Here is an 11,440-nt window from a genome sequence, read left to right as displayed (position 1 = left end):
GGAGCCGCCGGTACTAAGTGACCGTATTTTGGTCACTTAGTATCCGTTGCGAGCGACACGCAGCGGAAGCGTGCCTTCGTTTCATGTGTCAGTCTCTCGCAATTTCAGAAAAAGTGGGTGAGTTTTACAGGTATTACAATTAACAAATGGGAGGATCACACAATGGAAACAATGGACGACTACAAAGACGAACTGGAAGCCTCTTTCCGCAGGATCAACGAGGGAGACATCATTTCCGGTACTGTCATTGATGTAAATGAAGAGGAAGTAACACTGGATTTAAAATATTATGCGCAGGGTATCATCAAAGTTGCAGATTTAAGCAATGATCCTGATTTTAATGTGCTAGAGCAGGTACATAAAGGTGATGTGATCGAGGCAACAGTGGTACAGAAAGACGATGGTGCAGGCAATATCGTACTTTCCAAGAAAGAAGCAAACGATATACTTGCATGGGATAAATTAAAACAGATGATGGAAGGTGAGACGACAGTAAAAGTGCGCATCCAAGAGAGCGTACCGAGCGGTGTTGTTACTTATCTGGAAGGTATCCGTGCATTTATCCCGGCATCGCAGATCACACTTGATTATGTGGAAGATACCGATGCATGGATCGGAAAAGAGATCGAGGTACGCGTGATCACTGTGGATGCAGAAAAAGAAAAACTTGTTTTATCCGGCAAGGCAGTAGCAAGAGAGGCAGAAGCCGAAGAACGTAACCACAAGATCTCCATGATCGTGCCTGGCACTGTCATGGAAGGAACTGTTGAGTCACTGATGCCATATGGTGCATTCATAAACCTTGGAAACGGACTGAGTGGTCTGGTACATATTTCACAGATCTGTGAGCGCCGTATCAAAAAGCCGTCCGAAGTGTTAAAAGAGGGACAGAAGGTAAAAGTAAAAGTTGTCAATACCAACGATAATAAGATCAGCCTCAGCATGAAAGCACTGCAGGAAGAGATGGTTGATACCGAAGGTGTTGCAGAGGAAGAATTAGAAAAATATACCGATACAGAATCCACAGGCACCAGCCTAGGCTCTTTACTGGCAGGATTTCACTTTGACGCGTAAGCAGTAAAAACATCAGAGGCATCAAGAGACAAAAATCTTGACGCCTCTGTTTTTTTCCCCAGAATCTTTGTCATATATTGTTGACAAGGAAACAAACTTGCGCTATATTAAAACAGAAGTAATTGTTGACAAGGAAACAATATTTGCTTTTATGTAAGGGAGTGGATGTATGAAAGAGCAGGAGCTTCTGTTAAAAGAGCTTGCGCTGATGTTAGAGCGGCAGGACATGCTCTCGAAGCTGACCGAGGGGAAATGTCTCGATGAATATGGCTATTCCGAGACGCACTGTATTGACTATATTGGAAGATTAGAGTTACCCAATGTTACCAAGATCGCAGAAAATATGGGGATGACAAGAGGCGCGATCAGCAAAATGACAAAGAAGCTGTTAGCGAAAGGTCTGATTGAAAAATACACTTTGGAATCAAACAAAAAAGAAGTCTATTTTAAACTGACGGATCTAGGAAAAATGTTGTTTGAGGAACATGCAAAACGTCACAAACGCTGGGAAAAAAGGGATATGGAGTTTTTGTCCCATTATTCTACAGAGGATGTAAAGACGGTGTATCAGTTTATGAAAGAATTTAATCACTACTTAGAGGGACAGATTGAAGAATTATCATAACGATATAGGAAAGTATGAAACAGTTACGGATCAGACAGAAGTTTTGAGATCCATAGGATCGACATAAAAATTGCCTGCGGGCAATCCGCAGGCAACAGGATATTTAAGATTCACTGTCAGTGTCTGTACTGACATCGTCATTAGTATCTGTGCTGACAGCTGCATCAATATCTGTGTTTGTTTTAGTATCAGTATCTTCGTCCGTATCTGTTTCTGCAGAAGGAATCACGCGTACAGGGATGTCTTTTGTGATATCTTCAATTGTTTCAGAATCAGAATTTATGGAAGTAAGGACTGCAGTGCGGTCGGATGGGGTTTCAGAGGTACTTCCCACAGCAGATGTTGTAGTATCCGTATTCTGTAAAGCAGAAGAGACATCTGTTGATGTTGTCTGACCAGATATCATATTTTTTAATTTTAAAATAGCAGTTAAGATATCAAGTGCATCTTTACTGATATTTTTGGAGGAGAAGAAATCAGCGAGCATCTGATTTGCTTCATCTCTTGCAGTTCCGGTCAGACTGAAAATAGAAGAAAGCTGGTCTGAAACGGAAGATACCGTATTAGAAACAGCAGAACCAAATTCTTCCATATAAGAGAGAACCTTTTTAACGTAATTCTGTGTCTCAGTAAAAGGCGGGATTCCACCGTATTTGTCAACATTTGCACTGCCGGCATTGTAAGCGGCGAGAGCAAGGGAAATATTTCCCTGATAGTTGGACAATAACTGACTGATATATTTTGCACCGCCCATGATATTTTCTCTGGCATCGTAGGAATTAGAAACGCCAAGAGCAACAGCGGTCGATGGCATTAACTGCATGATACCGACGGCACCTGCACTGCTTACGGCAGACGGATTAAATCCGGATTCTGCTTTTGCAATTGATTTTAGTATAATAGAAGAAACACCATAGGTATTGGCTGCATCTTCGAAAATAGAGTCAAGCTCGCTCGAAGTATAAGAACTTGCGGATGATGCAGCAGTCTGACCTGTGGATACGGTCGATGTATCAGATACGGCGGTATTGGTGCTGATGGTGTTCTGATTGTTTTCTATAGCTTTTGTACTGTCAGCTAACACGGTTGCAAAATCGTCTGAAGTAGTCTGCTTTGCAGCTTCGGCATGTTTGGCAGCCTGCGAATGGATACGGTCAACTAATGCCTGATCCATATAGTTTAATACGGTAATACTCATTCATAACTCCTTTTCGTGTAAAACGCGACTAGAAAAAGTATAGCACATGTTTTTGCAATAGTGAAGTTTTTGTTGAAAATTGTCTTGATGTATCACAAAAATTGTTGTAGAGTACATAGTGCGATAAGCTAAAGTGATAAAGTGCAGGGGATAGATAAAAGAAATGGATTGTGAAATAGAAAAAAACAAAATAAGTAAAAAATCCTCCTATGGAAAAGCATTTAAAGCCGCATTTCCATATACCATACCGGTCATGACAGGATATCTGTTTATCGGCATGGCTTTCGGAGTGATGATCCAGGAAAAAGGGTATAATTTTCTGTGGGCGATATTGATGAGCGTTCTTTGTTATGCAGGGAGCGGACAATATCTCGCCGTGAACTTTTTCGCACCGGGTGTGAGCCTTTTACAGGTGATCTTTATGGAGTTTATGTTAAATATCCGGCATATTTTTTATGGACTGTCGTTGTTAGAGCGTTTTGCAAAGATAGGAAAAAAACGTCTGTATATGATCTTTTCCCTGACAGATGAGACATATTCCTTATTTTTTGTAACGAAAGTGCCAAAGGATGTGGACGAAGGACAGTTCTTATTTGCGATCGCACTGTTAGACCAGCTTTACTGGATCGCAGGTTCGGCGATCGGAGCACTGCTTGGTTCGGTGCTTCCAATCGACACAACAGGCATTGATTTTGCGATGACGGCATTGTTTGTTGTGATCATGGTGGAACAGTGGATGGAATCAAAAAACCGTCCGAGTGTGCTGATCGGACTTGGATGCGGACTGATCTGCCTGCTGATCTTTGGGGCAGACAATTTTATCCTGCCGACCATGATCTGCATTATGTTAATTCTGCTTCCGTACAGAAAGTTTTTGGATAAAGAAACAGAACAGAAAAAGGAGGTAGAGCATCATGCCGGTTAGTGTGGCACGTTCACTTGTTATCATTGCAGCAGTTGCGGGAACGATCTTTTTTACAAGACTCTGCCCGTTTTTATTCTTTCCGCCGGGAAAACCGATCCCGTCTGTGATACAGTACCTTGGAAAGGTGCTGCCGCCCGCAGTGATAGGGATGCTGGTGATTTATTGCTTAAAGGCGGTAAGTATTACATCCTATCCATATGGGCTTCCGGAGTTTATATCCGTGGCAGTGGTGATACTGCTTCATGTCTGGAAACGAAACAACCTGCTTAGTATCGGCGTCGGCACAGTGCTTTATATGGTGCTGGTACAGGCTGTATTTTAAATATCTTGGAGGAAAAATTATGAAGAAGAAACCTTTTGTAACCAAAGAACAGCTCGAAGAGATCGTAAAAAAATATCCGACACCGTTTCATCTTTACGATGAGAAAGGAATCCGTGAAAATGCAAAGGCAGTCAAAGAGGCATTTTCCTGGAATCCGGGATTCCGTGAATATTTTGCGGTAAAGGCAACACCAAACCCATATATTCTTGATATCTTAAAAGAATATGACTGTGGCTGCGACTGTGCATCTTTAACAGAATTAATGCTGGCAGATTCCCAGGGTTTTGATGGAAAACATATTATGTTTTCTTCAAATGATACACCGGCTGAGGAGTTTAAATTTGCAAATGAACTTGGTGCGATCATCAACTTAGATGACTTTACACACATTGATTTTTTAGAGAAAACGATCGGAAAGATTCCGGAGACAATTAGCTGCCGTTATAATCCGGGCGGAGTGTTTAAGATGAGCAACGGGATCATGGACAATCCTGGTGATGCAAAATACGGATTCACCCATGAACAGATCATCGAGGGATTTAAAATTTTAAAAGAAAAAGGTGCAAAGCATTTTGGCGTGCATGCGTTTTTAGCAAGCAACACAGTGACAAACGAATATTATCCGAAACTGGCAAGACAGTTGTTTGAATTAGTTGTGGAACTGCGCGATAAGACCGGATGCGATATCCGGTTTATCAATCTTTCCGGCGGTGTTGGTGTACCTTATACTCCGGATCAGACTCCGAATGATATCCGTGTGATCGGTCAGGGCGTCAAAGAGGCTTTTGAGGAGATCTTAGTTCCGGCAGGACTTGGAAATATCTCTATCTATACAGAGATGGGTCGTTTCATGTTAGCACCGTATGGTTGCCTTGTTACGACAGCCATCCATGAAAAACATACTTACAAAGAGTATATCGGTGTGGATGCCTGTGCGGTCAACCTGATGCGTCCGGCAATTTACGGGGCATATCATCATATTACCGTTATGGGAAAAGAGGACGAGCCATGTGACCACAAATATGATGTAACAGGTTCCCTCTGTGAGAACTGTGATAAATTTGCCATCGACCGTATGCTGCCGAAGATCGACATGGGAGATCTGCTTGTGATCCACGATGCAGGGGCACATGGTTTCTCCATGGGATATAACTATAACGGAAAACTTCGTTCTGCGGAGGTATTGTTAAAAGAAGATGGTTCTACCCAGTTAATCCGCCGTGCGGAGACACCGGATGATTACTTCAGAACTTTTGACTGTTTTGATATTTTAAAGGACATGAAGCATCCGGAAAGAAAATAGGGCTGCATTCTGCAAAGGGAGTGTGTCATGTGTATTGATGAAGTAAGGTTTGAAGCTGCAAAAAATAAAGTGATCGGGATAAACAGGGAACGTCAGGGAATCGGGACGCTTTCCGAGAAAACGGTACATGCTGTTTTGAAAAATTATTATGCACCGGATACGGACATGCATGAGATCCCGATCGAAAATTTTGTGGCAGATATTTTTACGGGAACCGAGATCATCGAGATACAGACGCGCTCCTTTAATGTTATGAGAAGAAAACTCGATGCATTTCTAAAAAGCTATCCGGTAACGATCGTTTATCCGATCCCTCATATCAAATGGCTTTCCTGGATCGACGAGGAGAGCGGGGAAATGTCACCAAAGCGCAGGTCACCGAAAAAAGGTAATCCTTATCTGGCATTTAAAGAGTTATATAAAATCCGTCCTTTTTTAAAAGATGAAAATCTGAGATTTCGCTTTGCCCTGATCGATATGGAAGAATACCGTCTGCTAAACGGCTGGAGCAAAGATAAAAAGAAAGGCAGTGAGCGCTATGACCGTATTCCGGTGCAGTTTGTGGAAGAGGTATGCATCGAGAGAAGGGAAGATTATATGCAGTTTATCCCGTTTGATCTGCCGGAACCTTTTACTACGAAAGATTTTTCAAAATCTGCGAAAATACCTGTGTCGCTTGCACAGACAGTACTTCTGATACTGACAGATTTAAAGATTGTAGACAGAGTTGGAAAGCAGGGAAACAGTTACCTGTATGAGGTCTGTGAGGTATAAAAAAGAGTACCTGAATTTTCAAGTACCCATCTTAATAATTGCTCACGATCAATCCGCGCCGGAAAACAGAATCCATATGATCGAGTGTATGTCTTGCCTGTGAATAACGGTTGCGGTTGGTATTGATCACATAAAACTGGTGTGCGCCACGGTATTTTTCACGTAAAAAAAATGGAATCTTAATAAAACTTCTTGTAAAAGGGATCTGGTTTTCAATCAGTAACTGTGCTGCCTGATTACTGATCCTTTCATTGGTTGTGCGGCATAATTCCACATCTTTATCGAGTTGTTTTGTATCTTTTCCTAATATAAGTGTCTTTCCCATTATTTCAGCCCCTTTTTCAAAAAACTATCATATGTGATAACTTTTGTCAAACATGCTTTTATTTTTGCAGAAATTGTGGTATGTTATTAAGGTTAGACGGAAAAGTTTGTCTTAAAGGATTAGAAAGGTAATTTAATTATGAAGAAAAAAGTAGTAGTAGTAATGCTTTGTGCGATGATGGCAGTCACTGCATTAGGATGTGGCAATAAGAAAAATAATGCCATAGAGGGTACGGAGGCTGCAGAGGCAGTAAACAGTACAGAAAATAGTACAGAAAATGCAGAGAGCACATCTGCTGTGGAATATGAGAGTCTTTCTTATGATCTGAATCCTTCCGATTATGTGACACTCTGCGATTACAGCAAGGTGCCGGTTACGATCACCGGTGATTATGATGTGGACGATCAGGATGCAAAAGATTATTTTGAGCAGATGTTCTCTTATTATGGACCGTTCTATGTTGCAGATGATACCAAAACCACGGTTGGTGAGGGTGACATCGTAAATGTGGACTATGTTGGAAAATTAGACGGAGAGGCATTCGATAATGGAAGTGCCGAGGATCAGAATATCGATGTGGACAATAACTGTTCCGCAGGAAGCCAGTCAAGCTCCTTTATTGATGGCTTTACAGATGATTTAAAAGGTGCATCGGTCGGCGATGTCATTGACAGCGATGTGACATTCCCGGATAATTACGGTAATGCAGATCTTGCCGGAAAGCAGGTTGTATTTACATTTACAGTCAATTCCATCCAGAAAGAGATGACACTTGATGATGTGGATGACGAGTTCGCACAGAAACAGTTCCAGGCTGATACTGTAGATGATATGTATGCACAGATCAAAACTTTTCTTGAGAACACTGCAAGCAGCAACAAGGACAGTGACACTTATGCAGCAGTGCAGCAGTATCTGTTAGATAACTGTAAAGTAGACATTCCGGAGGATTATCTGACAGCCCGTGTCAATGATTATGAGAAACAGTTTGTACAGAACAACTGTGACGGGGATGATTCCAAACTGGAAGATTATGTCAGCAAACAGTATAATATGACACTTGATGAGGTACGCCAGGAATGGAGATCCGGCATGGAGAAAAATATTTCCATGGAGTTCATCACAGGTGCGATCGCAGAAAAAGAAGGAACAGAGCTTGATGAAGACGGATTTTCTTCCTATGTGCAGACACTGATGAGCAGTAACAATTTTTCATCAGAAGAAGATTTATATAAGAACTATGGTTATGGCGATGCAGCGTATGGCGAGAAGTATTTAAGACAGATCTATGTGGATAATCTTGCATTACAGTCTGTCAAGGATAACGCAGAAGTAACTGTGGAGGCTCCGGCAGAGACAGAGAGCACAGAAAGTGCAGAGCCACAGGAAGCTGTTGATGCAACAGAGACAGAAGCAGCAAATTAATCAAATAAATATCCCAAAAGAAGACCAAAGAGATGGGGATTGGAGGATTCAATTATGGATATGGTAAATGTAAGGGATTTATTCCGCAAACAGGAAGAATATGTGGATCAGACCGTGACGATCGGTGGATGGGTGCGAAGCATCCGTAATTCCAAAAATTTTGGATTTATCGTGGTAAACGACGGAACATTTTTTGAACCGGTTCAGGTCGTGTATTCAGATGTTCTGGAAAACTTTGACGACGTTGAAAAATTAAACGTTGGTGCAGCGATCATTGTGACAGGTAAACTCGTTGCAACACCGGGAACCAAGCAGCCGTTTGAGATCCAGGCAGAGAAGATTGACATCGAGGGTGTTTCCACACCGGATTACCCGCTGCAGAAAAAGAAACACAGTTTTGAATATTTAAGAACGATCTCTCATTTAAGACCGAGAACAAATACATTTGAAGCGGTTTTCCGTGTACGTTCCCTGATCGCTTATGCGATCCATAAGTTTTTCCAGGAGAGAGACTTCGTATATGTACACACACCACTGATCACAGGCAGTGATTGTGAGGGTGCAGGAGAGATGTTCCAGGTGACAACACTTGATATGAACAATCTTCCGAAAAATCCGGATGGAACCGTGGATTATTCCAAGGATTTCTTTAATAAGCCGACCAACCTTACCGTAAGCGGACAGTTAAACGGTGAGACTTATGCGATGGCATTTAAGAACATCTACACATTCGGACCGACGTTCCGTGCAGAAAATTCCAATACGACCAGACATGCAGCAGAGTTCTGGATGATCGAGCCGGAGATCGCATTTGCAGATCTTGAGGATGACATGATCTTAGCAGAGAGCATGTTAAAATACATCATCAACTATGTACTTGAGAACGCACCGGAAGAGATGGCATTCTTTAATAATTTTATTGATAAGGGACTCTTAGAGCGCTTACAGCATGTAGCAAATTCTGATTTCGCCCGCGTGACATATACAGAGGCTGTTGAAATCTTAGAGAAGCACAATGACAAGTTCGAGTACAAAGTATCATGGGGAACAGACCTTCAGACAGAGCATGAGCGTTATCTGACAGAAGAGATCTTCAAACGTCCGGTATTCGTAACGGATTATCCGAAGGAGATCAAGGCATTCTACATGAAGATGAACGATGATGGAAAGACAGTTGCAGCAGTAGACTGTTTAGTACCTGGCATCGGTGAGATCATCGGAGGAAGCCAGAGAGAGGATGATTACGATAAACTTCTTGCAAGAATCAATGAACTCGGCTTAAAAGAAGAAGATTATCAGTTTTATCTGGATCTCCGCAAATATGGTTCTGCAAGACATGCAGGATTCGGACTCGGTTTCGAGCGCTGCGTTATGTATTTGACAGGAATGTCTAACATCCGTGATGTTATTCCGTTCCCAAGAACCGTAAATAACTGCGAATTATAAAAAAAGAATAGATTTACAGAGGACTGCCGCCCGGATGAATAAGATTCTGCGGGCGGCAGTTTTTTGATATCCGAATCTTCATAGGAAAATGCGTTCTGCAAATTTGTGTAAACCTTCCAAAAACCTGCAAAAATTGAGAAAAAATGTAGCATAAATATAATTGACATAATGTATAATAAGTAGTAGTATCAAAATACAAAAGATATAGTAATAAATACTACATGTAAAAATAATAAATACTATTTTGCTAAAAGGAGGTCATATTATGTTACAGATAGGGATTCGTGAACCGGGAAGCGCCATTACACATTTTATAGCTATGATGATGGCAATATTTGCCACATCGCCGTTGTTAGTCAAGGCTGCGCTGAATGGAAATCATACAACGATTCTGGCAATGGCCGTGTTTATGGGAAGCATGGTGCTGCTTTATGGTGCAAGTACGGTGTACCATTCGCTTGTTGTCCGGGATAAAATTTTAAAGATATTCCGCAAACTCGACCATATGATGATATTTGTCCTGATTGCCGGATCTTATACGCCGGTATGTCTGATCGTACTTGGCGGGAAGTCGGGTTATACGCTGCTTGCGGCAGTGTGGGGCATTGCGGCGGCAGGAATGCTGATAAAAGTGCTCTGGATCAACTGCCCGAAGTGGTTTTCATCCGTGATCTATATCGCAATGGGATGGGTGTGTCTGTTTGTATTTCGGGAACTGTTAGCCACTCTTTCCCAGGCAGCATTTTTGTGGCTGCTTGCAGGCGGTCTGATCTATACTGTCGGCGGTGTGATCTATGCATTAAAACTGCCGGTGTTCAACGCGAAGCACAGTCAGTTTGGCTCCCATGAAGTATTTCATCTGTTTGTCATGGCTGGAAGCATCTGCCATTTTGTATTCATGTATCAGTATGTAGCGTGAAAAATAAAACGATTGCCGGATAGATTTTATGGAAAAGTTAGGTTATAATGTAACAGCAATGAAAAATGAGCAGTGACAGGCAGATGAGAAATGAAATGCCTGTATGAAGAGGAGACAGATATGAGATATACGTTGGAAAATGAAAATTTAAAAGTGGAGATTGACTCATTTGGAGCAGAGATCAAATCTGTAAAAAGAAAATCAGATAACTTTGAATATATGTGGTGTGGTGATAAAAAGTACTGGGGCAGAACATCCCCTGTATTATTTCCGTTTGTCGGTGCGCCGAAAAACAAAGAATACCGTTATGACGGAAAAACTTATACGATGGGACAGCACGGATTTGCAAGAGATATGGAGTTTACATTAGAGGCACAGACGGAAGAGAACATCTCATTTGTACTGACCGATACTGCGGAAACCTGTGAAAAATATCCATTTCATTTTGCACTGCACATTGGTTATGAATTGTGCAAAAATGAGGTAAAAGTGAACTGGACTGTGGAAAACACCGACACAAAAGAATTATATTTTTCCATCGGTGCACATCCGGCATTCAACTGCCCGGTTCACGGAGAGGAAAATAAAACCGGATATGGTCTCAAATTTGGCGGTCTGGCAGATACTATTCATCATCATGGAAACACACCGGACGGTATGGCGGTGATGGAGGATAAAGTCCTGGCACTGAAAGATGGCTGTGTGACATTTACGGAAGGATTCTTTGATAAGTGCACTTACATGGTCGAAGGAAAACAGACCGGAGAGGTTTCCCTGCTTGACCGTGAAGGTATCCCGTATGTAACCGTAAAATTTGATACCCCGCTGTTTGCAGTATGGTCACCGGAAGAAAAAAATGCACCTTTCGTCTGCATTGAACCATGGTACGGAAGATGCGATGCCACAGATTTTACCGGCACATTGCAGCAGCGCGACTACGAAAATATGCTGCCGCAGGGCGGAACATTCAAGGCAGCTTATAGTATTGCATATCTGTAAGATAGAGTCAGAAAAAGGTGGATCATAAAAATAAAAAACGCAAAAGCATGTAAAAAGAGCATAGCTTTTGCGTTTTTTTCATATAGTGAAACAGAATCTAAAATC

Annotated in this window: 12 protein-coding genes; 10 read left to right on the top strand and 2 right to left on the bottom strand. The window is 41.8% G+C overall.

The window, feature by feature from the left end; translation table 11 throughout:
• Positions 1–162 precede the first annotated feature (162 nt).
• The gene (locus ACDD58_RS19250; protein ID WP_117921080.1) at positions 163–1,074 is read left to right on the top strand and encodes a S1 RNA-binding domain-containing protein; all 912 of its coding nucleotides are present in this window, start codon (positions 163–165) and stop codon (positions 1,072–1,074) included.
• Positions 1,075–1,243: 169 nt separating this feature from the next.
• The gene (locus tag ACDD58_RS19245; protein WP_117921081.1) at positions 1,244–1,699 is read left to right on the top strand and encodes a MarR family transcriptional regulator; all 456 of its coding nucleotides are present in this window, start codon (positions 1,244–1,246) and stop codon (positions 1,697–1,699) included.
• A 103-nt stretch (positions 1,700–1,802) separates the two neighbouring features.
• Here the strand turns inward: ACDD58_RS19245 and ACDD58_RS19240 are convergent, their stop codons facing one another.
• Complete coding sequence (locus ACDD58_RS19240; RefSeq protein ID WP_370778722.1) at positions 1,803–2,897, bottom strand: lytic transglycosylase domain-containing protein; 1,095 nt, start codon at positions 2,895–2,897, stop codon at positions 1,803–1,805.
• A gap of 163 nt (positions 2,898–3,060) precedes the next feature.
• Between ACDD58_RS19240 and ACDD58_RS19235 the strand changes: the two genes are divergently transcribed.
• The 4 genes from ACDD58_RS19235 to ACDD58_RS19220 are packed head-to-tail and all read left to right on the top strand — an operon-like array spanning position 3,061 to position 6,221.
• The gene (locus tag ACDD58_RS19235; RefSeq protein WP_370778721.1) at positions 3,061–3,822 is read left to right on the top strand and encodes an AzlC family ABC transporter permease; all 762 of its coding nucleotides are present in this window, start codon (positions 3,061–3,063) and stop codon (positions 3,820–3,822) included.
• Positions 3,812–4,144 carry a branched-chain amino acid transporter permease gene (locus ACDD58_RS19230; RefSeq protein ID WP_370778720.1) on the top strand — a complete coding sequence of 111 codons (333 nt, stop codon included), beginning with the start codon at positions 3,812–3,814 and terminating at the stop codon, positions 4,142–4,144. Before ACDD58_RS19235 ends, ACDD58_RS19230 begins: the two co-directional genes overlap by 11 nt.
• 19 nt (positions 4,145–4,163) lie before the next feature.
• Complete coding sequence (locus ACDD58_RS19225; protein ID WP_186900000.1) at positions 4,164–5,447, top strand: diaminopimelate decarboxylase; 1,284 nt, start codon at positions 4,164–4,166, stop codon at positions 5,445–5,447.
• A gap of 27 nt (positions 5,448–5,474) precedes the next feature.
• Entirely contained in the window at positions 5,475–6,221 is a 747-nt protein-coding gene (locus tag ACDD58_RS19220) for a hypothetical protein (protein WP_370778719.1), read from the top strand.
• Positions 6,222–6,252: 31 nt separating this feature from the next.
• On the opposite strand, the gene ACDD58_RS19215 is transcribed toward ACDD58_RS19220, so the two are convergent.
• Positions 6,253–6,546, bottom strand: coding sequence for a hypothetical protein (locus tag ACDD58_RS19215; RefSeq protein WP_186899998.1), 294 nt, complete (start codon positions 6,544–6,546; stop codon positions 6,253–6,255).
• 138 nt (positions 6,547–6,684) lie between these two features.
• On the opposite strand from ACDD58_RS19215, the gene ACDD58_RS19210 reads away from it, so the two are divergent.
• The 4 genes from ACDD58_RS19210 (at position 6,685) to ACDD58_RS19195 (ending at position 11,335) form a co-directional block, all read left to right on the top strand.
• Complete coding sequence (locus ACDD58_RS19210) at positions 6,685–7,971, top strand: trigger factor (RefSeq protein ID WP_370778718.1); 1,287 nt, start codon at positions 6,685–6,687, stop codon at positions 7,969–7,971.
• Between the two features lie 54 nt (positions 7,972–8,025).
• Positions 8,026–9,417 carry an asparagine--tRNA ligase gene (gene asnS / locus ACDD58_RS19205; RefSeq protein WP_117921088.1) on the top strand — a complete coding sequence of 464 codons (1,392 nt, stop codon included), beginning with the start codon at positions 8,026–8,028 and terminating at the stop codon, positions 9,415–9,417.
• A gap of 265 nt (positions 9,418–9,682) precedes the next feature.
• Positions 9,683–10,336: a hemolysin III family protein gene (locus ACDD58_RS19200; protein ID WP_006856484.1), complete on the top strand. Its 654-nt coding sequence runs from the start codon at positions 9,683–9,685 to the stop codon at positions 10,334–10,336.
• A 120-nt stretch (positions 10,337–10,456) separates the two neighbouring features.
• Entirely contained in the window at positions 10,457–11,335 is an 879-nt protein-coding gene (locus ACDD58_RS19195) for an aldose 1-epimerase family protein (RefSeq protein ID WP_370778717.1), read from the top strand.
• Positions 11,336–11,440 lie beyond the last annotated feature (105 nt).

It is taken from the genome of Roseburia sp., from assembly GCF_041325975.1.
GTDB lineage: Bacteria > Bacillota > Clostridia > Lachnospirales > Lachnospiraceae > Roseburia > Roseburia rectibacter.
This window is presented reverse-complemented; position numbering and strand designations above follow the sequence as displayed.

Excerpts from the sequence above, each read along its gene's own strand:
- ACDD58_RS19230 (WP_370778720.1), top strand. The coding sequence starts at position 3,812 with ATGCCGGTTAGTGTGGCACGTTCACTTGTTATCATTGCAGCAGTTGCG.
- ACDD58_RS19195 (WP_370778717.1), top strand. The coding sequence starts at position 10,457 with ATGAGATATACGTTGGAAAATGAAAATTTAAAAGTGGAGATTGACTCA.
- ACDD58_RS19245 (WP_117921081.1), top strand. The coding sequence starts at position 1,244 with ATGAAAGAGCAGGAGCTTCTGTTAAAAGAGCTTGCGCTGATGTTAGAG.
- ACDD58_RS19225 (WP_186900000.1), top strand. The coding sequence starts at position 4,164 with ATGAAGAAGAAACCTTTTGTAACCAAAGAACAGCTCGAAGAGATCGTA.
- asnS (WP_117921088.1), top strand. The coding sequence starts at position 8,026 with ATGGATATGGTAAATGTAAGGGATTTATTCCGCAAACAGGAAGAATAT.
- ACDD58_RS19215 (WP_186899998.1), bottom strand. The coding sequence starts at position 6,546 with ATGGGAAAGACACTTATATTAGGAAAAGATACAAAACAACTCGATAAA.
- ACDD58_RS19250 (WP_117921080.1), top strand. The coding sequence starts at position 163 with ATGGAAACAATGGACGACTACAAAGACGAACTGGAAGCCTCTTTCCGC.
- ACDD58_RS19220 (WP_370778719.1), top strand. The coding sequence starts at position 5,475 with ATGTGTATTGATGAAGTAAGGTTTGAAGCTGCAAAAAATAAAGTGATC.
- ACDD58_RS19235 (WP_370778721.1), top strand. The coding sequence starts at position 3,061 with ATGGATTGTGAAATAGAAAAAAACAAAATAAGTAAAAAATCCTCCTAT.
- ACDD58_RS19210 (WP_370778718.1), top strand. The coding sequence starts at position 6,685 with ATGAAGAAAAAAGTAGTAGTAGTAATGCTTTGTGCGATGATGGCAGTC.
- ACDD58_RS19200 (WP_006856484.1), top strand. The coding sequence starts at position 9,683 with ATGTTACAGATAGGGATTCGTGAACCGGGAAGCGCCATTACACATTTT.
- ACDD58_RS19240 (WP_370778722.1), bottom strand. The coding sequence starts at position 2,897 with ATGAGTATTACCGTATTAAACTATATGGATCAGGCATTAGTTGACCGT.